The sequence below is a fragment of the Achromobacter sp. B7 genome (assembly GCF_003600685.1).
GTDB lineage: Bacteria > Pseudomonadota > Gammaproteobacteria > Burkholderiales > Burkholderiaceae_B > Achromobacter > Achromobacter spanius_B.
Genome location: NZ_CP032084.1, coordinates 1638267 through 1661730, shown reverse-complemented (window position 1 = coordinate 1661730; position 23464 = coordinate 1638267). Strand labels below are relative to the sequence as shown.

At 64.3% G+C, this 23464-nt stretch carries 19 protein-coding genes and 1 tRNA gene; 7 read left to right on the top strand and 13 right to left on the bottom strand.

What is annotated here, in order from left to right; translation table 11 throughout:
- Positions 1–141: 141 nt before the first annotated feature.
- Together DVB37_RS07470 and metE are read right to left on the bottom strand one after the other, a co-directional pair.
- Positions 142–4167 carry a Pls/PosA family non-ribosomal peptide synthetase gene (locus tag DVB37_RS07470; protein ID WP_120154490.1) on the bottom strand — a complete coding sequence of 1342 codons (4026 nt, stop codon included), beginning with the start codon at positions 4165–4167 and terminating at the stop codon, positions 142–144.
- A 220-nt stretch (positions 4168–4387) separates the two neighbouring features.
- Positions 4388–6685: a 5-methyltetrahydropteroyltriglutamate--homocysteine S-methyltransferase gene (metE, locus tag DVB37_RS07465; RefSeq protein ID WP_104143207.1), complete on the bottom strand. Its 2298-nt coding sequence runs from the start codon at positions 6683–6685 to the stop codon at positions 4388–4390.
- Positions 6686–6829: 144 nt separating this feature from the next.
- On the opposite strand from metE, the gene DVB37_RS07460 reads away from it, so the two are divergent.
- Positions 6830–7750: a LysR family transcriptional regulator gene (locus tag DVB37_RS07460; RefSeq protein WP_104143206.1), complete on the top strand. Its 921-nt coding sequence runs from the start codon at positions 6830–6832 to the stop codon at positions 7748–7750.
- Between the two features lie 74 nt (positions 7751–7824).
- Here the strand turns inward: DVB37_RS07460 and recX are convergent, their stop codons facing one another.
- Together recX and recA are read right to left on the bottom strand one after the other, a co-directional pair.
- Positions 7825–8643 carry a recombination regulator RecX gene (gene recX / locus DVB37_RS07455; RefSeq protein ID WP_120154488.1) on the bottom strand — a complete coding sequence of 273 codons (819 nt, stop codon included), beginning with the start codon at positions 8641–8643 and terminating at the stop codon, positions 7825–7827.
- A 193-nt stretch (positions 8644–8836) separates the two neighbouring features.
- Positions 8837–9898 (bottom strand): recombinase RecA, encoded by a 1062-nt coding sequence (gene recA, locus DVB37_RS07450; RefSeq protein WP_006218338.1) that lies wholly within the window; start codon positions 9896–9898, stop codon positions 8837–8839.
- Between the two features lie 315 nt (positions 9899–10213).
- Between recA and DVB37_RS07445 the strand changes: the two genes are divergently transcribed.
- From DVB37_RS07445 to DVB37_RS07435, 3 genes are all read left to right on the top strand, one after another.
- On the top strand, positions 10214–10903 hold the full coding sequence (locus DVB37_RS07445; protein WP_006218337.1) for a response regulator transcription factor: 690 nt from the start codon (positions 10214–10216) through the stop codon (positions 10901–10903).
- Between the two features lie 112 nt (positions 10904–11015).
- A complete protein-coding gene (locus DVB37_RS07440) occupies positions 11016–12392 on the top strand; it encodes a sensor histidine kinase (RefSeq protein WP_104143362.1) in 1377 nt (458 codons plus the stop codon).
- A gap of 231 nt (positions 12393–12623) precedes the next feature.
- A complete protein-coding gene (locus DVB37_RS07435) occupies positions 12624–14285 on the top strand; it encodes an MFS transporter (protein ID WP_046802821.1) in 1662 nt (553 codons plus the stop codon).
- Between the two features lie 384 nt (positions 14286–14669).
- Here the strand turns inward: DVB37_RS07435 and DVB37_RS07430 are convergent, their stop codons facing one another.
- Entirely contained in the window at positions 14670–14879 is a 210-nt protein-coding gene (locus DVB37_RS07430; RefSeq protein ID WP_046802820.1) for a hypothetical protein, read from the bottom strand.
- Positions 14880–15030: 151 nt separating this feature from the next.
- Between DVB37_RS07430 and DVB37_RS07425 the strand changes: the two genes are divergently transcribed.
- Entirely contained in the window at positions 15031–15930 is a 900-nt protein-coding gene (locus DVB37_RS07425; protein ID WP_006218333.1) for a recombination-associated protein RdgC, read from the top strand.
- A 96-nt stretch (positions 15931–16026) separates the two neighbouring features.
- Here DVB37_RS07425 and DVB37_RS07420 read toward each other — a convergent pair whose 3' ends face one another.
- The 5 genes from DVB37_RS07420 to DVB37_RS07400 form a co-directional block, all read right to left on the bottom strand.
- Complete coding sequence (locus DVB37_RS07420) at positions 16027–17448, bottom strand: diguanylate cyclase (protein ID WP_104143201.1); 1422 nt, start codon at positions 17446–17448, stop codon at positions 16027–16029.
- A 136-nt stretch (positions 17449–17584) separates the two neighbouring features.
- Positions 17585–18877 (bottom strand): aspartate carbamoyltransferase, encoded by a 1293-nt coding sequence (locus DVB37_RS07415; protein ID WP_046802818.1) that lies wholly within the window; start codon positions 18875–18877, stop codon positions 17585–17587.
- A 166-nt stretch (positions 18878–19043) separates the two neighbouring features.
- Positions 19044–19454, bottom strand: a complete 411-nt coding sequence (locus tag DVB37_RS07410; RefSeq protein ID WP_046802817.1) for a hypothetical protein — start codon at positions 19452–19454, stop codon at positions 19044–19046.
- A gap of 3 nt (positions 19455–19457) precedes the next feature.
- Positions 19458–19889 carry a BPTD_2524 family lipoprotein gene (locus tag DVB37_RS07405; protein WP_046802816.1) on the bottom strand — a complete coding sequence of 144 codons (432 nt, stop codon included), beginning with the start codon at positions 19887–19889 and terminating at the stop codon, positions 19458–19460.
- 128 nt (positions 19890–20017) lie between these two features.
- Entirely contained in the window at positions 20018–20146 is a 129-nt protein-coding gene (locus tag DVB37_RS07400) for an entericidin A/B family lipoprotein (protein ID WP_039883990.1), read from the bottom strand.
- Between the two features lie 274 nt (positions 20147–20420).
- Between DVB37_RS07400 and DVB37_RS07395 the strand changes: the two genes are divergently transcribed.
- A complete protein-coding gene (locus tag DVB37_RS07395) occupies positions 20421–20780 on the top strand; it encodes a hypothetical protein (protein ID WP_046802815.1) in 360 nt (119 codons plus the stop codon).
- 13 nt (positions 20781–20793) lie between these two features.
- The gene (locus DVB37_RS07390; protein WP_104143198.1) at positions 20794–21201 is read left to right on the top strand and encodes a hypothetical protein; all 408 of its coding nucleotides are present in this window, start codon (positions 20794–20796) and stop codon (positions 21199–21201) included.
- Between the two features lie 28 nt (positions 21202–21229).
- Here DVB37_RS07390 and DVB37_RS07385 read toward each other — a convergent pair whose 3' ends face one another.
- The 3 genes from DVB37_RS07385 to DVB37_RS07375 form a co-directional block, all read right to left on the bottom strand.
- Complete coding sequence (locus DVB37_RS07385) at positions 21230–22417, bottom strand: TIGR03862 family flavoprotein (protein WP_240434132.1); 1188 nt, start codon at positions 22415–22417, stop codon at positions 21230–21232.
- A 368-nt stretch (positions 22418–22785) separates the two neighbouring features.
- Positions 22786–23130 (bottom strand): hypothetical protein, encoded by a 345-nt coding sequence (locus DVB37_RS07380; protein WP_046802813.1) that lies wholly within the window; start codon positions 23128–23130, stop codon positions 22786–22788.
- Positions 23131–23365: 235 nt separating this feature from the next.
- Positions 23366–23442 (bottom strand) — tRNA-Met (locus DVB37_RS07375).
- Positions 23443–23464: the final 22 nt, after the last annotated feature.

Genomic DNA, 23464 nt, shown 5'->3' with positions numbered 1-23464 from the left:
CTGCGCATGGTGCGCGGCAACAAAACCTTGAAAGTATAGCGCAGGCGGCCTGGTAACAAATGGCCGGTTTGCGGGGGCGGGCCATGCCGGCGCTCCCGCGCGCCATCCGGCTCACCCCGCCGCCCGCCCTGCCCGGCGCCCTCAGACTGTCCACGGTGTGGCCGGACTGCCCATCCACGCCTGCCCCGCCGGAATCGTCTCGCCCTTGAGCACCAGCGTCAGTGGACCCAGGCGGGCGCCGGCTTGCACGTGGGTGCCGTACAGGATGGTGCTGCGGGGGCCGACGTTCACGTCCGGGCCGATATCGACCGGCCCGATCTTCATGACCCGGTCTTCGAACAGATGGGTCTGCGGCCCCGACCCGGCGTGCAGCACCGCATCGTCGCCGATCGACACGCAGTCGTACTCGGTGACGTCGGTCGTATCCATGAACACCCGCTTGCCGATGCGCGCCCCCAAGCAGCGCAGCGCCAGCGGCAACCACGGGGTGGCGCGCAGGAAATTGAAGAAGTTCGGCACCGCGATGGATTCATACAGGCTCGTCACCGCCTCGCTTTTCCACACAAACGGCGTCCACATCGGCTCGGCGCGCGGCCGGTAGCGGCCCATCAGTGCCCATTTGAGCAACACCACGAAAAGGAAGGTGCCCACGCCGTACAGCACGCCGGCCAGCATCAATTCGTCGAACGCGCCGATAAACCCGTCGACCGCCGCGATGGGAATGACGCGCATGACGGTCAGATAGCCCACCGCGATCACCACCGCCAGCGGCAGGATCATGCGCATGCCCTCGACCGCGCCGCGCGCCACCTTGCGGCCGGTGCTGGGCCGGAAGGTCAAGTGGGCGGGAAAGCCGGCCGTCTGCTCGCGCGCGGGCAGCGCCAGCGGTGGGTTGCCCAGCCATGTCTGGCCGCTGGCCATCGCGGCGTTCGCTGGCGCGCGGCTTTGCACGCCGATCAGGACGTCATCGGGCAACACCGATCCATCCGGCACGTACGCCCCGTTGCCCACAAAGCTGCGGTTGCCGATGACGGTCGGGCGCAAGCGCATCCAGCCCTGGTCGATTTCCTCGTCGCCCAGCATCACGCCGTCGGCAATGAAGCTGTCGCGCCCCAAGGTCAGCATGTCTGGCACGATGCCCATCGCCGTGGAAATCTCGGTGCCGCGCCCTACTTTCGCGCCCAGCAGCCGGTACCACAACCCGGCATAGATGGACGCATACAGGCCGTGCAGCACGCTGAGGCTGGCCTCCTGGATCTGATTGGTCAACCAACGGCGCAGATAGATCTGGCCATATACCGGCCAGCGGCCGGCCGACAGCCTGGGCAGCAGCGACCAGCGCAGCACCGCGCACGCCAGCACGGTCAACAGCAAGAGCAAGGCGCTGGCCGGCAGCGCCAGCAGCAGATAGCACAGGAATGCGATGGGCCACGACGCGCGCGAGCCCATCAGGTCGAGCCAGCGCGCGTCGATCCAATCGATCAACACGAAGCTGGGAAAGACCGGCATGAAGAACAGCGCGGCGATCAGCGTGCCGCCCGCCGCGTAGGCCAGCACGTCCAGCCGGCGCCAGCGCCCTTCGCGCACGGGCCGGGGCGGCAGATCAGACGGCTGCGCGCGCGGGTCATGTCGCGCCGGCGCGCCCGTCCAGGTTTGCCCCGCGGGCACGCGCGTACCGCCGGCCAGCGATGACAGCCCTTCCAGCCGCGCGCCTTCGCCCATCTCGACATCGCCTTGCAGCACCGAATACGAACCGACATAGGCGTTGTCGGCAAGCGTGATCGGGCCGACTTCCCAGATGCCGCCCCGCACGGCGAAGTTTTCAAGATTGACGGCGGCGCCGATGCTGACGCCATCGCCCACCGTAAGCAGGTCTGGCGCACGCACCGACACCCGACTGATGGCAGCGCCGCGGCCGATGCGCGCGCCCAGCGCCCGCAGATACCAGACTTGAAGCGGCGAGCCCGCCAGCAGGTGCGCCGGCGGAATATCCAGAATGCGGTCGACCAGCCACCAACGATAAAAGCGCCAGCCATACAACGGATAGCGGCCCAGCTTCTGGCGGCCGACAATCGCCCATTTACAGGCGACGGCCACGGCAAAGCTCAGCAGGTTGCAGGCCAGGTAGCTGGCGATGGACCAGGCAACGGCACGCCAGACCGAATCGCCATCGTCACCGGTCAGGTAGTGATAGGTGAAAAACGGCGTCAGCCAGATCAGCATGCGCACGCCGATCAACAACGGCAGCGCGGCCAATTGCGCCAGGCCGCACGTCCAGCGGCGCCATTCCGGCGCGCGGGAAAGCGAGGCCTCGTGCGCGGCGCCCCCGGTGGCGGTCGGTGGTACGGTGGACGCCGGGGCGGCTTCGGCTGCCCTAGCCGTTGCCGTTTCCGTTGCCGTTGCCATCAACGCATCCAGGCGCGCCGCCAACGCGCCCACGCCAGCATGCTGATATAGCTCGTGCATGCTCAGCGCTGACAAATCCGGATGCTTGCGCAGCGACGAAACCAGCCGCGCGGCCAGCAGGGAATGGCCGCCCAGATCTCGGAAGAAGTCGCTGGCCAGATGCAGCGGCTGCCCCGGAAACAACGGGCGCAGCGCATCGAACAACGCGCGCTCGCCCGCCGTGACGGGCTCGTCGTCTTCCGTGGACGGTTGCTGCGCGGTGTCCAGCTCGCGCGCCCGCAGCGTCTTGCGGTCGATCTTGCCCGACGTCAGCCGCGGCACCTCGGCCACGAATTCAAAGCGGGCCGGAATCATGTACGCCGGCAGCTCTTGTGACAAGGCGGCGCGCAAGGCGTGCGGATCCAGGCGCGCGTCGCTTTCCGGCATTACGAACGCCACCAATTGGTCGATACCGGCAAGATCGCGCAACACCACGGCGGCGGCGCCCACGCCGGGTTGGCGATACAGCGCCGCCTCGATCTCGCCAAGCTCGACGCGAAAGCCGCGCACCTTGACCTGATCGTCGCTGCGCCCAAGGCAATGGATCTGCCCGTGCTCGTCGATGCGCGCCAGATCGCCGCTGCGATACATGCGCGTGTCATGGCTGCCGCTGGGCCGAGGATTGGCCAGGAATTTTTCTGCCGTGAGCGCCGGCCGACCCAGGTAGCCGTCGGCCACGCCGGGGCCCGTGATGCACAGCTCGCCGACCTGCCCCGCGGGCAGCACCGCGCCGTCATCACCGCGCACCAGCATGCCGTAATTGGGCAGCGGCACACCGATCGTCACCGCTTGCCCCGGCATGAGCTCGGCCACGCTGGCGGACACAGTGGTTTCAGTCGGCCCGTACGTGTTGAACAAGCGACGGCCGGGCGTGGCCCAGCGCGGCACAAGAAAGTCGGGGCACACTTCGCCGCCCAGGTTCACGATGCGCAAGCCGGGCACGTCGCGCGCGAACAAAGCCAATAGCGTAGGCACCGCATGCAGCACCGTGACGCCTTCGCGCACCAGCGCGTCGGGCAGCCCTTCGGGGTCGGTCGTCAACATCTTGGGCGCCACCCACAGGCTGGCACCCACCAGGTAGCTGATCCAGATTTCCTCGAACGACATGTCGAACGCCACCGAGAAGCCCTGGTAGACCTTGTCGTCCTGGCGCACGCCCAACACTTCGTTTTCGCTGCGCAGGAAATGGCAGATGCTGGCATGCGTGATCGGCACGCCCTTGGGCTTGCCGGTTGAGCCAGAGGTGTAGATCACATAAGCGGGGTGTTCAGGCCGCAGCCCTGCGCGCCGGTTCAGTGCGCCCTGGACGGGAACGGCCAGCGCCCACGGCGTCCAGGTGACCAGGCCTTCCAGACGCACGTCCGGGCCGGCGATCAGGCCGTTCGCGCCAGCGTCCTGCAAACACACCAGCATGCGGTCCGGCGGCGTGTCGGCTTCAAAGGGCAGCCAGGCCGCGCCGGCCAACGCGATGGCCGCCTGCATCACCAGCAGGTCGGCGCCGCGCGGCAAGCACAAGCCGACGATATGCCCGGGCCGCACGCCCGCCTGGATCAGATGGTGCGCGGCAAGCGATGCGCGTTGGCCCAGCGTGTCGTAGCTTAGTGTTTGATCCTGCCAGTGGATGGCGATGGCGGCGGGGTGCCGCAGGATCGTGGCTTCCAAAATATCGGGCAGCGTTTCCGCAAGAAGCAGATCCGGCCGATAAGGGCCTTGGAGAATCATAGGGACGGCGACAATCCGGCAGCAAAGAATAGGAGGCAACTAACGCAGCAGCCATGGCATGGGCGGCTGCCGATGCCAGGGTGGCTTAATGGACCAGCGCCGCGAAAATTCGTTCACGCCCGCGCATTAAAAAAACCCCTTGCGCAATGCCGGCGGCATCACGCAAGGGGTTGTTGGCGCCGCCCCGTTTGAAGCCAGGCGGGCCGGTGACGGTTTGGCGTCAGGCCGATTGGCGCAGCGCGCGCGCCGCCTGCACCATGCCGATCAGCGCGGCTTCGGTTTCAGGCCAGGCACGCGTCTTCAGGCCGCAGTCAGGATTCACCCACAGGCGTTCCTTGGGCAGGCGGGTCGCCGCCTTTTCCATCAAGCCAACCATCCAATCGACGTCCGGCACGTTGGGCGAATGAATGTCGTAGACGCCGGGGCCGATGTCGTTTGGATAATCAAAATCTTCAAACGCCTTCAGCAATTCCATGTTCGAACGCGACGTTTCGATTGTGATCACATCGGCGTCCATGGCGGCGATGGATTCGATGATGTCGTTGAATTCGGAATAGCACATGTGGGTGTGGATCTGCGTTTCATCGCGCACGCCCGCCGTCGCCAAGCGGAAGCAATCCACCGCCCAATCCAGGTACGCCTTCCAGTCGGCGCGACGCAGCGGCAGGCCTTCGCGGATGGCAGGCTCGTCGATTTGGATAACGCTGATGCCCGCGGTTTCCAGGTCCACCACTTCGTCGCGCAGCGCCAGTGCCAACTGGCGGCAGGTTTGCTCACGCGGCTGGTCGTCTCGCACGAACGACCATTGCAAGATGGTGACCGGGCCCGTCAGCATGCCCTTGACCGGCTTGTCCGTCAGCGATTGCGCGTACGACGACCAACCCACCGTCATCGGCGCGGGCCGGGCCACGTCGCCAAAAATGATCGGCGGCTTGACGCAACGCGACCCATAGCTTTGCACCCAACCGTTCTTGGTGAACGCAAAGCCGGCCAGCAGTTCGCCAAAATACTCCACCATGTCGTTGCGCTCGGGTTCACCGTGCACCAAGACATCCAGGCCCACCTTTTCCTGGAAGCGGATGACTTCTTCAATTTCCTTGCGGATGGCGTTCTCGTAGCCTGAATCCGTCAGCGCGCCGGCTTTCCAGTCGCGACGCAACGCGCGAATTTCGGCGGTCTGCGGGAACGATCCGATCGTGGTGGTCGGGTACGCGGGCAGGCCCAGCTGTTCTTGCTGGCGCGCAATGCGGCCGGCAAACGGTGCGCGGTCTCGCGACACGGCGGTCGCGCCAGCCATGCGCTGGCTCACGAGCGGGTTGTGAATGCGCGGCGACGAACGGCGAGCAGTCAGCGCGGCGCGTTGCTTGATCAGCCCATCCTGCACAGAGGTGTCGGTGGCGTTGTTCAACGCGCGACCCAACAGGTTCAGCTCTTGCAGTTTTTGCGCCGCAAACGACAGCCAGCTCTTGAGTTCGGCATCCAGCTCCGTTTCATTAGCCAGGTCTACCGGCACATGCAGCAGCGAGCACGACGGGGCCAACCACAGACGGTCGCCCAGTTGTTGCCTGATGGGTGCCAGCGTGGCGATAGCCGCGTCCAGGTCCGTGCGCCAGATATTGCGGCCGTTGATGACGCCGGCCGACAGCACCTGGCCGGCTCGCAAACCGGCCACGACGTCATGCAATTGTTCGGGTGCGCGGACCAAGTCCACGTGCAGGCCCGCCACGGGCAGCGCTTGCGCGGTGGCCAGGTTGTCTTTCAAGCCGTCAAAGTAGGTGGCGATCAGCAGCTTGACCGGGCTGGCCGCCAACGTGGCGTATACCGATTCGTAGGCATCGCGCCAGGCTTGGGGCAGGTCCAGCACCAGGATGGGCTCGTCGATCTGCACCCATTGCACGCCCTGCTTGGCAAAACGCGCCAGCACTTGCTGATACACCGGCAGCAACGCAGCCAGCAGTTGCAGCTTGCCTTCGTCAGCGGCGCCACCGGCGAACGCGTCTCCCTTGCCCTGGTACAGCCACGTCAGCGGGCCGGGGATCACGGGCTTGACCTCGTGGCCCAGCGCCTGCGCTTCCTGGACTTGTTCGAACAGCGATTCGCGGGCGATGCGGAACGTCTGGCCGGGCACCAGTTCCGGCACGATGTAGTGATAGTTGGTGTCGAACCACTTGGTCATCTCGCAGGCGGCGGCGGGTTTGCCCGACGGCGCGCGGCCACGGCCCATGCGAAACAGCGTGTCCAGCGACACAGCCTCGTTGTCCTTCTGACCAAAGCGGGCGGGCACGGCACCCAGCAGCGTGGTCCATTCCAGGATCTGGTCGTACCAGGCAAAGTCTCCCACCGGCACAAACTTCAAGCCGGCGGCGGCTTGCAGCTTCCAGTGCCTGGCCCGCAACTCGCGGCCCGTCTCTTCCAGCGCTTGCGCGGTTTGCTTGCCGGCCCAATAGGCCTCGACCGCGCGCTTCAATTCGCGCTGGGCGCCGATTCGGGGGAACCCCAGATTATGAATAGTAGTCATGAGAACACCGCCGTTAGACAAAGTTTGTTCAAGTGACGACCATTGTGCAGGCAAACATACATGAATCAAAATCAATGTCTACATGGATAAGATGAGGATTTCTCATATACTAGGGCGATCATTCTTCGTCGGCCTGTCCTTCCCATGCTAGAAATCCGCCATCTTGAAACGCTTACCGCCATCCGCGAGGGCGGCAGTCTGCAAGAAGCCGCCGAAAGGCTGCACTTGACGCAGTCGGCCCTGTCGCATCAATTGCGCGACCTGGAAACCCGGCTGGGCACGCCGCTGCTGAACCGCCGCACCCGCCCCGCCCGCCTGACCACGGCCGGCTTGCGCGTGCTGGCGCTGGCGGATGAAGTCCTGCCCCGCATCCGCGCAACCGAACGCGACCTGCAACGGCTGGCGGCCGGCCGCGGCGGCAGACTGCATCTGGCAATTGACTGCCATTCCTGCTTTCAGTGGTTGATGCCGGCGCTGGACGCATTCCGGGTGCAGTGGCCCGACGTCGCGCTGGACCTGTCGGCGGCGTTTTCGTTCGCCCCCCTGCCCGCTCTGGTGCGCGGCGATTTGGACTTGGTGATCACGTCGGACCCGCAACCGCTGGACGCCGTGGAATACCTGCCCTTGTTCAAGTACGAACTGGTGTTGGCGGTGTCGGAAGCGAACCCGTTGGCCGGGAACAAATTCATCATGCCGGACCAGCTGGCGGACCAGACGCTGATTACGTATCCGGTGGACAAACAACGCCTGGACGTCTTCACCGCGTTTCTGGACCCCGCCGACGTCGAGCCCGCCGCCATTCGCAAGGCCGAACTGACCCCGATCATTGCGCAGCTGGTCGCCAGCAACCGTGGCGTGGCGGCCTTGCCGAACTGGGCGCTGACGGAATACATGAACCAGGGCTGGTTGCGGCTGTGCCGGCTGGGACCGCAAGGCGTTTGGCGCACGCTGTATGCGACCGTGCGCAGCGAAGATACGGACGCGTCCTACATCGACGAATTCCTGACCATTACGCGCGACGTATGCTTCAAGACGCTGTCGGGCATCAAGTCGGCCAAGACGTAAAAAAAGCCGCCCGGGGGGCGGCGTCCATGGGGCGGCAGCGACGGGCCATCTTCGCGGGGCCGCGCAAGATCCGGTCAATCGCCGTCGCCGTCGCCTTCGCCTTCGCCCAGGATTCGACGGATGACATCGTGCGCGAAACCCCGGCTAGCCAGAAAGCGCGCCTGCTTGGCGTAGGCCGCGCGGTCTGGCGGCTTGGCGTCGAAGCGTTTTTTCCAGACCTCCAGCGCGCGGTCGTATTCGGTGGCGCGCAGTTGTTCGCGCAATTCGGCCACCTGCGTATCGTCCACGCCGTGCTGGCGTAGTTCCTGCACGATGCGCGCCGCGCCTTGGCGCGACGCACGCCGATGCACCAGGCTTTGTGCGAACCGTTCGGTGGACAGCCAGCCTTCTTTTTCCAGCGCATCCAGCACGCTGTCGATTTCATCGGCGTCTTCGGCGTAGGCGACCAGTTTGCGCGCCAGTTCCTCGCGGGCGTGCTCGCGACGCGACAGATATCCCACCGCGCGCATTTTCAGCGACGGGCCCTTGCGGGCAGGCTTGGCCGCATCCCCGGCGTTGTCACCTGTTGGCGACGTGTCAGAGGTGTCCGACGTATCCGAGGTGTCGGAAGTGTCCTGGGTACGCGATGTCCGCGATGTACGCGAAGTGCCCGACATACCCGACGTACCCGACGTACCCGACGTACGTGACGTGCGGGAAGTGCGGGGCTTCAGCGCGCGCTGCTCGGAACTGCGCTGCCAGACATCTTTGTCAGCGGCGGGCTCGGCCGCTTCCTGTTCGCGCCGCGCGTCCGAACTGCGTCGCAAGCCTTGCGGCTTGGCGACGGTTTCAAACTCGTCATCCAACTTGGCGCGTAGGCGGTCGGCTGACGCGGGGGTCGATTTCCAGCTCATGCGCTTTCTGCCTTGGTCAAGGACGGACGCCGGATCGATAAAGACGCGGCGAACCCTGTCCGACGAATAATGCAAAACGGCAGGCCCGTCATGGCGCCTGCCGTATCTGACTGTGCGGCATCACCGCCCAGCCCCGCTGCGATAAGCCTGTCCGCCGCCCCTGGCGACACTGCGCCCGGGGCAGGCGGAAGGCTTATTCGGCGGTGTCTTCCGCCGTGGGCACGAATTCAGCGGCGCGGCTGACGATGCCCTGGTTCTCGCGAACTCGGTTTTCGATTTCGATCGCCATGTCGCGGTGCTCTTTCAGGTATTCGCGGACGTTGTCCTTGCCCTGGCCGATGCGGTTGCCGTTGTAGCTGTACCACGCACCCGACTTGTCCACCACATTGGCGGCCACGCCCAGGTCGATGATTTCGCCTTCGCGCGAAATACCGGCGCCGTACATGATGTCGAATTCAGCTTGCTTGAACGGCGGCGCCACCTTGTTCTTGACGACCTTGACGCGGGTTTCGTTGCCGACGACCTCGTCGCCCTTCTTGATGGAGCCGATGCGGCGGATGTCCAGGCGCACCGACGCGTAGAACTTCAGCGCGTTGCCGCCCGTGGTGGTTTCGGGGTTGCCGAACATGACGCCGATCTTCATGCGGATCTGGTTGATGAAGATGACCATGCAGTTGGTGCGCTTGATCGTGGCGGTCAGCTTGCGCAGCGCCTGGCTCATCAGACGGGCTTGCAGGCCCGGCAGGGAATCGCCCATTTCGCCTTCGATTTCAGCCTTGGGCACCAGCGCGGCCACCGAGTCGATGACGATCAGGTCAACCGAACCCGAACGCACCAGCGCATCGGTGATTTCCAGCGCTTGCTCGCCCGTATCGGGCTGCGAGATCAACAGGTCCGTCAGGTTCACGCCCAGCTTGTTGGCGTATTGGACGTCCAGCGCGTGCTCGGCGTCGACAAAGGCGCAGGTGCCACCGATTTTTTGCATTTCGGCGATGACTTGCAGCGTCAGCGTGGTCTTGCCCGACGATTCCGGGCCGTAGATTTCGACCACACGGCCGCGCGGCAGGCCGCCGACGCCCAAGGCGATGTCCAGACCCAACGACCCCGTGGAAACCACCTGGATATCGTGCGAGACCTCGTTATCGCCGTAACGCATGATCGAGCCCTTGCCGAACTGCTTTTCGATCTGCGAAAGCGCGGCGGCAAGCGCCTTGGCCTTTTCCGATGCGGCGGCCTTGGTGGTTTTGTCGTCCATGTAAAGTCCTGTCTGTGACGTATCTGGTGGTTGCGGCATGAAGGAGCACCCTTGGACCGCAGCGTTGCTGTTTTGAATCAGGTTCAGATTATTGCATCGGATTGTACTGTACAAAAAACCAGTGTGCCAGAGTTTTGCACGTATTCCCTGAGTGGGCAAGCCTGGCGCCGTATGACAGAATCGAAGCCGACCCCGGCGTTTCGTCCCTATTCCACCGCCGGGCCGCCCACAAGGCGATAGCCCCCTACCCCGGGGCAGCCGGCACGCAAAGCGCCGGCGCCACAGGGACCTTTTTGCAGCTTCCGTGCCGCCCCCATGCGCATCCTGATCGCCGAAGACGACAGCATTCTGGCCGATGGCCTATCCCGGTCATTGCGGCATAACGGTTACGCGGTAGACGCCGTGCGTGACGGGCTTGCCGCCGACTCTGCGCTGGCGGCCCAGGCGTTTGACCTGCTCATTCTGGATCTGGGCCTGCCGCAATTGGCCGGGCTGGAAGTGCTGCGCAGGCTACGCGCCCGCAACTCCGCCCTGCCCGTTCTGATCCTGACCGCCGCCGACAGCATCGAACAGCGCGTGAAAGGCCTGGACCTGGGCGCTGACGACTACATGGCCAAGCCTTTTGCGCTGTCCGAACTGGAAGCGCGCGTGCGGGCGCTGACGCGGCGCGGCGCGGGCGGCGGCGCCACCATGCTCAAGCATGGCCGGTTGCTGTTCGACCAGACGGGCCGCGTCGCCATCGTCGACGACCAGACGCTGGACCTCTCGGCGCGCGAAGTCAGCTTGTTGGAAATCCTGCTGACGCGCAGCGGCCGCATGGTCAGCAAGACGCAGTTGGTGGACCACCTGTGCGAATGGGGCGAAGAAGTCAGCACCAACGCCATCGAGGTCTACGTGCATCGGCTGCGCAAGAAGCTGGAACCCAGCGGCGTGAAGATCGTCACCGTGCGTGGCCTGGGCTACTGTCTGGAGCGGGACCAGGGTGCCGCGTACCTCGCCAGCTGACCCCCGGCCCGAGCCGCTGAATCAGGAAGCGCTGGATATCATGCAAGCCGGGTCCAAGGGCCCGAGCTTTGCGCCGCCGCAGCGTTCGCTGCTGGGCGAAATCCTGGACTGGATGCTGGCGCCGCTGTTCCTGCTGTGGCCCATGAGCGTCGCGATCACGTACGTGGTCGCCCAGAACATCGCCAACGTGCCGTACGACCGGGCGCTGGCCAACAACCTGCATGTGTTGACGCGGCAGGTTCATGCGCAGGATGGCCGGGCCGTGCTGAAGATGACCGACGCCGCGCGCGACGTGTTGCGCGCCGACGAAACCGATAGCGTCTTCTGGCTGGTGCTGGGCAGCCGGGGCGAATACCTGGGCGGCGATCGCGCGCTGCCGCTACCGGCCACCGTGGGCCAGCCGCGCCCGGGCGAAGTCCAATACGAAGACGACACCATGCGCGGTTTCGGCATCCGCCTGGCGTTCACGTGGGTGGACCTGAACCTGCCCAACACGCAGCCCGCGCTGCTGATCGTGGCCGAGACCGTGGAAAAGCGCACGCAACTGGCCAACGACATCATCAAGGGCGTGATCATTCCGCAGTTCGTAGTGCTGCCGATCGCGGTGCTGCTGGTGTGGTTCGGCCTGTCGCGCGGCGTGGCGCCGCTGAACGCGCTACAGCAGCGCCTGCGCGCGCGTCGGCCCGACGACCTGTCGCCCATCGACGAACGCGCGGCCCCTTCAGAAATCGCGCCGCTGGTCGCCGCCATGAACGACCTGCTGGATCGGCTGTCGGCCAACGTGCAGGCGCAGCGCCGTTTCGTGGCGGACGCCGCCCACCAACTGAAGACGCCGCTTGCCGGGCTGCGCACACAGGCTGAACTGGCGCTGCGCGATGCCAGCCCCGAAGAAATGCAATCCAGCCTGCGTCAGCTGGTGACGGGGTCCGAACGCGCCACACGGCTGGTGAATCAGTTGCTGCTGTTGGCGCGCGCCGAAAACCCCAGTGCGATCGGCCTGACGCGCACCGATCTGAACGCCATCGCCTACGAGCAGGCCATGCACTGGGTGCCGCAGGCGTTGTCGCTGAGCACCGACCTGGGCTTCGAGGGCTCTGACGATCCGGTCGAGATCAACGGCAACCCGCTCCTGCTGGCCGAACTGCTCAACAACCTGGTCGACAACGCCCTGCGCTATACACCGCGCGGCGGCCACATCACCGTGCGTGTGCAGCGTCGCGGCAACCAGGCCGTGCTGGAAGTGGAAGATTCCGGCCCGGGCATTGCGCCCGACGAGCGCGAGCGCGTCTTCGACCGCTTCTATCGGGTGCTGGGCACCGCGTCCGACGGCAGCGGCCTGGGTCTGGCCATCGTGCGCGAAATCGCGCAAAAGCATCAGGCGACGGTGCTGATCGACGACCATCCCAACCCCCACTCGGACCTGCCAGGCACCCGCATCAGCGTCGTGTTCCCGCAGTACGCCGACCCGTCGGATCGGCACGAAAGCTAGCGCGGCGCGTGTCGGGCAGCCCCGGCCGGCAGATAAGGACTATCCCTAGCTCCCTGCGGAAAGGTTACGTTCAGTTTCAATTTTAAGATTCGGGTAAGGGTTACGTCAGAACCTCGTCAGGGTCGCGGCTCAATGTTGCGCATAGCTCGATGTCGGCTTGACCGGCAAAGGGCCAAGCACGGCGGAAAACCGCCGGCCAAAAAACGAGGAGACATCATGAGCACAACAACCATGGCAGGCCGCGGTCCTTCCGCGGAACCGCGCCCGATGACCAAGGATGAACGCCGCGTCATCTTCGCATCGTCGCTGGGCACGGTTTTTGAGTGGTACGACTTTTATCTATACGGCTCGCTTGCAGCCATCATCGCGCAACACTTTTTCTCTGGCGTGAACCCCACCGCGGGCTTCATTTTCGCGTTGCTGGCGTTCGCCGCCGGGTTTGCCGTGCGCCCGTTCGGCGCGCTGGTGTTTGGCCGCCTGGGTGACCTGGTAGGGCGTAAATACACCTTCCTGGTCACGATCGTGATCATGGGCTTGTCCACCTTCCTGGTGGGCGTGCTGCCCAGCTACGCCAGCATCGGCCTGGCGGCTCCGGCCATCCTGATCCTGCTGCGCCTGCTGCAAGGCCTGGCGCTGGGCGGTGAATACGGTGGCGCGGCGACCTACGTTGCCGAACACGCGCCGCACGGCCGCCGCGGCTTCTACACGTCGTGGATCCAGACCACCGCAACGCTGGGCCTGTTCCTGTCGCTGCTGGTCATCCTGGGCATCCGCACGGTCATGGGCGAAGACGACTTCAAAGCCTGGGGCTGGCGCATTCCGTTCCTGATTTCGGTCGTGCTGCTGGGCATCTCGGTGTGGATCCGCCTGCAACTGAGCGAATCGCCCACCTTCAAGCGCATGAAGGAAGAAGGCAAGGGTTCGAAGGCGCCGATCGCTGAATCGTTCGGCCAGTGGAAGAACCTGAAGGTCGTGATCCTGGCGCTGCTGGGCCTGACCGCCGGCCAGGCGGTGGTCTGGTACACGGGTCAGTTCTACGCGCTGTTCTTCCTGACGCAAACGCTGAAGGTCGACGCCAACACGGCCAACATCATGATTGCGGTCGCGCTCTTGATCGGCACGCCCTTCTTCGTGGTGTTCGGCGCGCTGTCGGACAAGATCGGTCGCAAGCCCATCATCATGGCGGGCTGCCTGATCGCCGCGGCAACGTACTTCCCGATCTTCCAGGGCATTACGCACTTTGCCAACCCGGCGCTGGAAAAGGCCCAGGCCACCGCCCCGGTCACCGTCATTGCCGACCCCGGCACGTGCTCGTTCCAGTTCAACCCGGTGGGCACGTCCGCGTTCACCAGCTCTTGCGACGTCGTGAAGTCCTTCATGGCCCGCAACTCGGTGAACTACAAGAACGAAGCCGCACCGGCCGGCTCGGTCGCGAAGGTCAAGATCGGCAACGACGAATTCACCTCGTTCGACGGCAAGTCCATGGCCCCGGCCGACTTCAAGGCCAAGGCCGCTGAACTGGACAAGGCGCTGACCACCGCGATCCGCAGCCACGGCTACCCGGCCAAGGCGGACCCGGCGCAAAGCAACAATGTCATGGTGGTGGTGTTGCTGGCGATCCTGGTGCTGTACGTGACCATGGTCTACGGCCCCATCGCGGCCATGCTGGTGGAAATGTTCCCGACCCGCATCCGCTACACCTCGATGAGCTTGCCGTACCACATCGGCAACGGCTGGTTCGGCGGCTTCCTGCCCCCGGTGGCCTTCGCGGTGGTGGCAGCCACGGGCAACATCTACGACGGCCTGTGGTACCCGATCATCATCGCCGTCATGACCCTGGTCATCGGCACGCTGTTCGTGCGCGAATCCAAGGACAACGACATCAACGCGTAAAGACCATCCCCCGCCGGGCGGGACTGCTGCGCCTGCCCGGCCTTGAAAGCTCCTTATGGAGCTTTTTTTTTGCCCGAAACTTCTGCGCATTTTCAGGACGATGTCAGACCCTGGCGCTTAGACTGGCGCCTCAGATTGCGGCCTTGCTTCAGATCGAATGACGATTGATCCCCCTGTCAGACGATTGCAGGGCCAGTGCTCTGACACCGATACCGCGTTCCCCGCGAGCCTTTTATGACGCGGTATTGTGTGCTCCCGTACCGGCCCGGCCTTTATTGAGCCGGGCCGCTTTTTTTTCCGCGCGAAAAAGTCAGCGCGACAAAGTCAGCGCCCAAAAAAAAGATGGCCGCCAGGCGGCCATCATTGTGCGGATGCGGGGCCTGCTTAACGGCGCATGCCCACACCGATAACCAGCACGCCCGCCACGATGGCGGCAATGCCGGCCCACATCGGGATCGGCACCGACTTCTCGGTTTCGGCCGTGGCCTTGACCGAGCCGATCTGCAAAACGGTCTCTTCGGACTTGTAGTTGAAGCCCTTGTAGGCCAAAGCCACAATGCCCAGGACGATCAGGATGGCGCCAATGATTTTCATGTTTTTCCTCTCCGATTCCATGTCGGTGCGCGCAAGTTAACGCAACGCCCGCCCTATGTCAGTGACAGAACGTGTCGCCTGTCGCAACCGTATTGCAGCACTTCGGCAAACCGGCCGCGTCGTATAGAATCAACCCTTTTGGCCGACGCTCATGTGGTTCAAAAACCTCAAGATTTACCGCCTCTCCTCGCCGTGGACTCTCGTTGGCGATCAGCTTGAAGAAACGCTTGCGCGGCACGCCTACCAAGCGGGCAACAACCTTGAAATGCAAAGCCTGGGCTGGGTCCCGCCGCGCGAAAACGGCGGGCTTGCCCACGTCGTGAACGGGCAGATCCTGCTTAGCCTGCGCGCGGAAAAGAAGCTTCTGCCGGGCACCGTCGTGAACCAGGTCGCCAAGGCGCGCGCCCAGGAAATCGAAGAGCAGCAAGGCTACAAGCCGGGCCGCAAGCAGATGAAGGAAATCAAGGAACGCGTCACTGACGAATTGCTGCCGCGCGCCTTCAGCGTCTATCGCGACACGCGCGTCTGGATCGATCCGCAGAACCACTGGCTGGTCATTGACGCCGCCGCTTCCGCGAAAGCCGACGAAGTCATCGGCCTGCTGGCCAAGTGCGTGGACCCCTTCCCGCTTGAAAACCTGTACGTGGCGCAATCGCCCGCGTCCGCCATGACGGGCTGGCTGGCCGAAGACGAGGCTCCCTCGAACTTCAGCATCGACCAGGACACCGAACTGCGTTCGTCGGGTGAAAGCGGCGCGGCCATCCGCTACGTGAAGCACTCGATCGACGCCGACGACGTGCGCCGCCACATCCAGTCGGGCAAGCAGTGCACGCGCCTGGCCATGACGTGGGCCGACCGCATTTCGTTCGTGCTGACCGAAGGCCTGGACGTCAAGCGCGTGTCGCCGCTGGACGTACTGAAGGAAGGCAACGAAGGCGTTGCCGCCAACGACGATGAAAAGTTCGATTCCGACATGATGCTCATGACCGGCGAACTGGCCAAGATGATGGCCGAATTGGTCGAAGCGCTGGGCGGCGAAAAGAAGATCTGATCGCTTACGCGGATCACGCCCCAAGCAAAGACCGCCCATGAATGGGCGGTCTTTTTTTGCGGCTATTTTGCGAGCGCACGAAACCGCCGCGCCCTCTTACGCCGCCACGCTGCGGTCGCGTCCGGCCAGCTTGGCCTGGTACAGCGCCTTGTCGGCCCGGTCGATCAGGTAGGCGTAGTCCGGGTGGCCGTCAAAGGTGGCCACCCCGATGCTGGCCGTGATGCGTTGCGCCCCCGCCTCGGGGATGGTGAACGCGTGGCGGCGGATCTCGGCGCCCAGCTTCTGCGCCGCCGCCAGCGCGGCTTCCCGGCCGGTGTCCACCAACACCACCAGAAATTCCTCACCGCCATAACGGAACACAAAATCGCTGGACCGGCACGACTGGTGAACCACTTCGGCAAACTGGCGCAGGATGTGGTCGCCGCCCGAATGCCCGTGCGCGTCGTTGATGGCCTTGAAGTGGTCGATGTCCAGCAGCAGCACCGAAAAAAGGCTGCTCTGCCGGCTGGAAATGGCAATCTCGCGCCCAATGACCGACGGTAAAAAGCGCCGGTTCAGCACGTTGGTCAGCGGGTCGCTGCCGCTTTCAATCTCGGCCACCATATCGAACAGGCCATTGAGCAGATGCTTGATGCGCGCCACCAGCTCCTGCAATTGCCGCACCTGGTCAGGCATCGACAACTGGCGCTCGCCGTCGTCCATCAGCAGCCGGGGCAGCACCACGTCGTCCAGCTCGGCAACCGCGTCGGTGATCTGGCGCAATGCAGGCGCGCTTTCAAACAGCACACCGCCCTTGTGCTGCAACCACAGGCCGAATTCCGAAGCCGCCAGGCGCGGCAGCGCCTGTTCCGGCGCGCGGTAATGCAGGCCGATCAGCACTGCCTGGCTCCACTCCAGCAGTGCGGCGCGCTGGCGCTCGCGTTCGGTGGAAATGTTCTGCCCCAACGCGAACAGCCGGTAGGCCTCGTCGTTGCGCGCGCCACGGTTGATGTCGCGCATGAAGGCACGGCTCATCTGCTCGATGGCCAGGTCAAACAGATTGCAAACGTATTGCGTGGCGATGGACGCAGCCATGCCGTCCAGATCGCTGGCACGCAGCCGTTCGGCAATCTCGTTTTTCAGCACGCGCGCGCCCGCCATCACCAGATGGATCGGGATATGGACGCGGGCATGCACTTCGCCCACCTTTTTCTGCGTGGCCATCAATGCCACGATATCGCCCTGGTCGCGCACGCAAAGCAGCCCCAGCAGCCAGTGCTTCATGCCTTTGTGCAGCCGCGTCGAGACGATCTCGTGGGACAGGCGCGGGCCGGCTTCAACGTCGGCCAGCAAGGTCGAATAGAACGCGTCCACCAGTTCCTTGGCGCTGTCCGCGACCACGGCGGCCACCTGGCCGCGCGTGTAGGCGTCCACTGACTGGTAGACCGCTTCCCACGCTTGCGCGTTGGATGCGCTGAGGTAGCACGCTTGATCAGCGCCGCTTGTCCAAACCGGCAACGCCGTCTTGCTCGAAGACATAAATCATCCGCCCCAAAAACTTCGCGCGTGCCAAAAGCGACACGCGACGAAAAACCAGCGCGGATTATGCGCTAAAAGAAAGTGGGCCCCTAGAGGGGCCCACGCGCGGCGGCGGTATCGCGGCTTATGACGCCGCTTATTCCAGGCCGTGGAAGACCGAATCGTCCGGGCCCACGTGCGACGGATGCTGCCACGTGACGTCGCGCAGCGAATGCTGCACCAGCCCTTCAACGCCCAGCAGCACCGCGAAGATCGCCATGCGGATCGGAATGCCGTTGTCCGTCTGGCGGAAGATGGCCAGGCGCGGATCATGATTCAGGTCCACGCTCAGGTCGTTGGCGCCCGGTCGGCTGTCGCGCGGCAGCGGGTGCATGACGATGGTTTCCGGGCTGCAATACGCGTCGATGATGGCGCGGTTGATCTGGAAATCGGGCGTGTAGCCTTCGTTTTCCTCGTTGGCGAAGCGCTCTTTCTGCACGCGCGTCGCGTAGATCACATCCGCGCCCGCCAGGCCTTCAGCCAGCGACGTCTTCTGCTCGATGATGTTGCCGTTGCGGCTGGCCTGCTCAATGATGTAGCTGGGCATCTCCAGCCCCTTGGGCGACACCAGCGAAAACTTCACGTTCTTGTACAGCGCCATCAGCTTGATCAGCGAATGCACGGTACGGCCATACTTCAAGTCGCCGACCATGGCGATGTGCGCGCCATCCAGCAACTTACCCAGGCGCGAAAATTCCGTCAGGATCGTGTACAGGTCCAGCAGGGCCTGGCTGGGGTGTTCGCCCGGGCCGTCGCCGCCGTTCACCACCGGAATGTTGGTGGCGCGCGCGAATTCCGCAACCGAACCTTGCTCGGGGTGGCGGATCACCATGGCGTCTACATAGCCGCTCATGACGCGGCTGGTGTCATAGATCGACTCACCCTTGGCCATCGACGAAAACGTGAAGCCCGTGGTGTCGCACACCGAACCGCCCAAGCGGCAGAATGCCGAGCCGAAGCTGACGCGGGTGCGGGTGCTGGCTTCAAAAAACAGGTTGCCCAGCACGGCGCCTTCCAGCACGCGCGACACTTTCTGGCGGCGCGCGATGGGCTGCATCATGTCGGCCACTCGGAACAGGTCTTCAACCGATTCGCGGGTGAACTGGTCCACTGACAGCAACTGGTTCTTGCCTTCCACGGCGATCCTTTCACGCAGGGGGCCGTCTTGTACGCTTTGCGTATATTTTTCCAGCAGCACGCCGTTTTGGACGATCTCGCTGACAAAGCGCTGCACCACTTCCGGCATGGCGCGAAATTCTTGCGACCCCTCGGGCAGCAACCACGTGTCCAGCGCCCGGCGTTTGACACCGATGCGCGTCGCGAACACGTCGCGCGTAAGGTTCAGACGTCGCATGGCGTCGCGCAGGAAGGCTTGCTGGGAGATGGTCATGACGGGCCCCGAGAAAGAGGATTTATATACGCAGCGCGCATATTATTCCCAACACAAGTGCAAGTCCAATATTTTTGCGTACAAGGGTTTACCCTTGTTATTTCCGCGCCACGGCCGCCCGGGCAGCACGCCTTGGCAGCGGCCGATGGGGACGCGGCCCCATGGTCTACCGGCTGGCGTAGGACGTGTTCTGCTGCGCCCCCGGCGCCACCTGACCCAGCGAAAACCAGCAGCCCGCGCAGAACGCCAATGCGCCCAACAGATAGCAGATCATCGCCAGCAGCTGCGCCGGCCAGTGGCCCCGTGTGACGTGGCCGATGTCGCCCTGTCGCAACAAGCTGACCTGCGCCAGGTAGCCGAACAACAGGCCCATGCAAGAGGTCAACAAGCCGGCCAGGAACAGTGCCAACGGCAATTGCAGATCGGGCGCCGCGATGTCGCCGCCCACGATGCCCAGCGAGAACGCGACCAGCGCCAGCGCGGATGCGCCGTTGAGCCAGCCCAAAAATCGGAAGCCGCCCGCGAGCAACGCAAAAGACATCCCCGAGGATCGACGCTGCGGGTTGCGGGCGTCCATGAATCAGCCGCCGTTGCCGGCGCGGCAGGCCGGCGTGGCGCTTTGAATCGAGGCGCGCGCGGCGGCGATTTCGGCCGCGTCCCAGCGGCCCTGTCCCAGCACGGTGACCGTGACCTTGGACTTGGCGGGGCCGTCGGCCTCGGCGGAGATCAGTTCCAGCACCTTGGCGGGTTCGCCCACCTTGTAGACCTGGATTTCATCGGGCGCGCCCTTCTCGCCCAGGGTGTGGCGCCACGCGTACGCCACCCCATACGGATGCTGCACATTCACGTGGCAGGTGCGCACATATTCGCCGCCCCGGCGGAAGGCGGCCTGGTAGTTGGTGTCGACGCTAAAGGTCTCTTTTTGCACGGCGTCGGATTCGTAAACCCCCTTGCTCGCGCAGCCGGCCAACAGCACTGCCAGCGTTACACCCACCCATACAGACTTGCGCATGATTCTTCCCGCATTGAAATTCTGACTTTTGCGATTATGCCAGCGGCCGCAAAAAGGCCACGCGGGAAATGCCTGGGCATTTCGCGCGTGGCCTTGGGCTGACTCATCAGCAACTCGGCGTTGCGGTCTTACTTCGCAGCGCCTTCGATCTTCTCACCGCCTCGTTGAATATCCTTGCCGGCGCCCGCAACAGTATTGCAGCCCGCCGAAAGCGCGGCGATCGAAAGCAGCATGACGAGAACAACTTTGTTTTTCATAAACATCTCCTGTCTGGGCGTGAAAACCGAAGCCAGCATACCGCAAAGGGACAGAGTTGCGCACCACCGGGACGCCCTGACAGCCAGCTTGCAGCAGGTGTCGCATCGGGCCTACAAATTCGCGCCTACAATTCGGCCGCCAGCCAGGCTGCGGGCCGTTGGCCGCACTTTGTAACCCGGCCGGACCAAACCCCGTAACCGCCCTTACGCTGCCGTGACAACCCCGTCCCGGCGCGGTGTCGCGTATTTGCCTGCAATGGATTAGGATTCGCAAATGAACAAAAAACCCGTATCGCAGAACGCTGGCGCCGGCCCACAGGGCTGGGGCTGGGAACAGCCGCAGTGCCGCGGACAAGCGGCTTTGGCGCTGTTTATCGACGATCTGCACCGTATTCTGCAGGCCCACGCGGCGGGCAAGCTTGCCGACAGCAGCACCCTTGCCGACGCACAAAGCCATGTCAATGAACTGCTTGCCCGCTACAACGACATCAACGCCGCGCCCGAGATTTTCCTGGGGCAGTCCGTTGAGCTGAAAGAAGGCGTCGACCGCAATGGCGTGTCGCACACGGTGCCGATCTTTTCGGCGCGCCTGAAGAAATCGCTAGTGTCGATGCTGGGACAAAGCCCCGGCTGACAGGAGACCCACAATGAATTCAGACAACGTCGTAGAGTTTCTCCGCTTGCTGTCCCTTGACGTCACGCTGGGCTCGGCCGCCCAGCATGCCGCGAGCCAGGCGGATGCACCTCTGGCCTTGGCGCGATTGGCCACGGCACACGGCTTGCCTTGCAGCGCATCGGACTGGTCCTTCTTTGCGCGCAGCTGCCTGGATTCTTCCATCGAAACCATGACGGACGCCGGCCCCGCCGACGCCACCGTGTGGCAATTGGTGCAAGATCCGGCGCACGGCACCGGCATTCCCGCCAGCGCCATCACACGCGTGATCGGCATCATTACGCAGCCCGAAGAAGGCGCGCCCCCGGTGGTCGGCCATGTGGTCGGCGACCTGGCTCCGCGCGCGCCGGTGGGCATGTCTCCCTACCCGTCGGGGTCTTGAAGGCAGCGCCAAGAGCGGGCGGCCAGCCTTAGCGCTGGCCAGCCAGGTATGCGCGCACGCCCTGTGCGGCGACCACGCCACTGGCCACGCAGGCCGTCAGCAGATAGCCTCCCGTCGGCGCTTCCCAGTCCAGCATTTCGCCCGCGCAGAACACGCCGGGCGCCGATTCCAGCATCAGACCCGCCGACACCGCATCAAACGCCACGCCGCCCGCCGTGCTGATGGCTTCGTCCATGGGACGCGGCCGCAACAGCATCACCGGCAGTGCCTTGATGCGCATGGCTAACCGAGCCGGGTCCTTGAAGTCTTCCGCCGTCGCGCATTCGCGCAGCAGGCCCGCCTTCACGCCGGTCAACCCCATGCGGCTTTGCAGGTGGCTGGACATGGACCGCGCACCGCGTGGATGTATGACGGCTGCGTTGACTTTGTCCTGCGTCCAGTCGGGCGCCAGGTCCAGCATCGCGACCGCGCGGCCGGATCGGTCGATTTCATCGCGCAACGCCGCGGACAGCGCATACACCAGGCTGCCTTCGATACCGCTTGCGGACACCACGAATTCGCCTTGCCGCGTCGGCATCGCGGCGCACGACATGGACACCGACTTGACGGGCTGGCCCGCGTAACGCTCAACAAAGTGCGCGGACCACGCCACGTCGAAGCCACAGTTGGCCGGGCGCAGTGGCGCAACAGGCACGCCGTGCGCCCGCAATCCCGGCACCCAGGCGCCATCCGATCCCAGCTTGGCCCAGCTTCCGCCGCCCACCGCCAACACAAGCGCATCCGCCGCCCACGTCCGGACCCCGTCGGGCGTCTCGAAGCGCAGCGTTTGCGGGGACATCGCCTGATCTTCCGGCCAGCCCAGCCAACGGTGCCGCATGTGGAAACGCACGCCGCCGGCACGCAACCGCGCCAACCACGCGCGCAACAGCGGCGCGGCCTTCATCTCTTGCGGGAATACGCGGCCCGACGAGCCCACAAACGTTTCGATGCCAAGTGCGTGGGCCCACTCGCGCAGCGCCGTCGCGTCCATGGCTTGCAGCCAGGGCGCGACGTAATCCGCGCGCGCGCCATAGCGCGCCAGGAATGCACTCGGGCCTTCGCTATGCGTCAGATTCAGCCCGCCGCGTCCAGCCATCAGGAACTTGCGTCCGACAGAGGGCATGGCGTCAAACACATCGACCTGCAAGCCCTGTGCGGCCAAGCCTTCCGCCGCCATCAGCCCCGCCGGTCCACCGCCAATGACCGCGACGCGCGGCGCGGTGGAGGACGCCTCCTGGTGCAGGTTCGTCATGGCAGCCGGCCCATCATGGCGGGCGGAAGGAAAGAGAGAAGACAGTGCATGGAGAAGTGGGAACGAGTCGCAGACGACAAAACGCGGGAAGGATTGTCGCATGGCGCTTGGCGCCTGACCGGCTTGCGGGTGCGCGCGGAGTCAGCGCAACGCCGCTATCGGGCAAAGAAAAAGGCCTGGCACCGGCCACTTATTGACCGCAGGCGCCAAGCCTTTGTTATCACTGGACAATTCGGACATGCGCAAAGGCTATCCCAAGGCTTGTCCACAGTCGCTGTGGGTAACTTCCGCCCTCAGGCGTTACCCGCAGCTTGCATGGGCCCCGACCAGGGCTCGGCGTCCATCTCGAAACGTAGCTCCTGATATTCGCCGTCCACGGCCACGGTTCGCAGCAAGCCCGCGCCCATGGCTTGGCCCAGCGCCCGGCGGCACAGGGTTTCGGGATCATCGGGCAAGGACTGGAAGACGCCATCCGGGATGCGCAGGCGCAACAGCGCTTGGGGATCACCGCGTTCCGCAGGCCGGCCAATGTGGATGTGGGCGGGATAACCGTGCGGGCACCAGATGCCGACGTGGTATTTGCCTTCAGCGCCTGTGTCGGCGACAAATCCGGGATGATCGTATTTTGCTGTACCCATGGACCCTCCTCTTGTGCGGCAACCTAGCGCGCGTGACCCATGGTAGCTCAGGGTTGCGGCGCTGTGCGGGCGGGCACATCCGGGAAACTCCGGACTGGAACAAAGGATTGACCCAGGGCAAGTGAACGTGAAAAGAACAGACCATCGGCGCGGACGAAAAGCGCAGACGAAAAGCGCAGACGAAAAGCGCAGACGAAAAAAAGCCGCGATATGCATCGCGGCTTTTTCTTGAAACTGGTTGCGGGGGCAGGATTTGAACCTACGACCTTCGGGTTATGAGCCCGACGAGCTGCCAGACTGCTCCACCCCGCGTCTGATGTGATGAATCATACAC

What these genes read in the sequence shown, in the direction of transcription:
- DVB37_RS07425 (WP_006218333.1), top strand. Translation starts at nt 15,031, where the DNA reads ATGTGGTTCAAAAACCTCAAGATTTACCGCCTCTCCTCGCCGTGGACT.
- DVB37_RS07410 (WP_046802817.1), bottom strand. Translation starts at nt 19,454, where the DNA reads ATGGACGCCCGCAACCCGCAGCGTCGATCCTCGGGGATGTCTTTTGCG.
- DVB37_RS07470 (WP_120154490.1), bottom strand. Translation starts at nt 4,167, where the DNA reads ATGATTCTCCAAGGCCCTTATCGGCCGGATCTGCTTCTTGCGGAAACG.
- DVB37_RS07390 (WP_104143198.1), top strand. Translation starts at nt 20,794, where the DNA reads ATGAATTCAGACAACGTCGTAGAGTTTCTCCGCTTGCTGTCCCTTGAC.
- DVB37_RS07395 (WP_046802815.1), top strand. Translation starts at nt 20,421, where the DNA reads ATGAACAAAAAACCCGTATCGCAGAACGCTGGCGCCGGCCCACAGGGC.
- DVB37_RS07385 (WP_240434132.1), bottom strand. Translation starts at nt 22,417, where the DNA reads ATGGCGGCGGAAGGCTTGGCCGCACAGGGCTTGCAGGTCGATGTGTTT.
- DVB37_RS07380 (WP_046802813.1), bottom strand. Translation starts at nt 23,130, where the DNA reads ATGGGTACAGCAAAATACGATCATCCCGGATTTGTCGCCGACACAGGC.
- recX (WP_120154488.1), bottom strand. Translation starts at nt 8,643, where the DNA reads ATGAGCTGGAAATCGACCCCCGCGTCAGCCGACCGCCTACGCGCCAAG.
- DVB37_RS07420 (WP_104143201.1), bottom strand. Translation starts at nt 17,448, where the DNA reads ATGTCTTCGAGCAAGACGGCGTTGCCGGTTTGGACAAGCGGCGCTGAT.
- DVB37_RS07460 (WP_104143206.1), top strand. Translation starts at nt 6,830, where the DNA reads ATGCTAGAAATCCGCCATCTTGAAACGCTTACCGCCATCCGCGAGGGC.
- DVB37_RS07405 (WP_046802816.1), bottom strand. Translation starts at nt 19,889, where the DNA reads ATGCGCAAGTCTGTATGGGTGGGTGTAACGCTGGCAGTGCTGTTGGCC.
- DVB37_RS07440 (WP_104143362.1), top strand. Translation starts at nt 11,016, where the DNA reads ATGCTGGCGCCGCTGTTCCTGCTGTGGCCCATGAGCGTCGCGATCACG.
- DVB37_RS07415 (WP_046802818.1), bottom strand. Translation starts at nt 18,877, where the DNA reads ATGACCATCTCCCAGCAAGCCTTCCTGCGCGACGCCATGCGACGTCTG.
- metE (WP_104143207.1), bottom strand. Translation starts at nt 6,685, where the DNA reads ATGACTACTATTCATAATCTGGGGTTCCCCCGAATCGGCGCCCAGCGC.
- DVB37_RS07400 (WP_039883990.1), bottom strand. Translation starts at nt 20,146, where the DNA reads ATGAAAAACAAAGTTGTTCTCGTCATGCTGCTTTCGATCGCCGCGCTT.
- recA (WP_006218338.1), bottom strand. Translation starts at nt 9,898, where the DNA reads ATGGACGACAAAACCACCAAGGCCGCCGCATCGGAAAAGGCCAAGGCG.
- DVB37_RS07435 (WP_046802821.1), top strand. Translation starts at nt 12,624, where the DNA reads ATGGCAGGCCGCGGTCCTTCCGCGGAACCGCGCCCGATGACCAAGGAT.
- DVB37_RS07445 (WP_006218337.1), top strand. Translation starts at nt 10,214, where the DNA reads ATGCGCATCCTGATCGCCGAAGACGACAGCATTCTGGCCGATGGCCTA.
- DVB37_RS07430 (WP_046802820.1), bottom strand. Translation starts at nt 14,879, where the DNA reads ATGAAAATCATTGGCGCCATCCTGATCGTCCTGGGCATTGTGGCTTTG.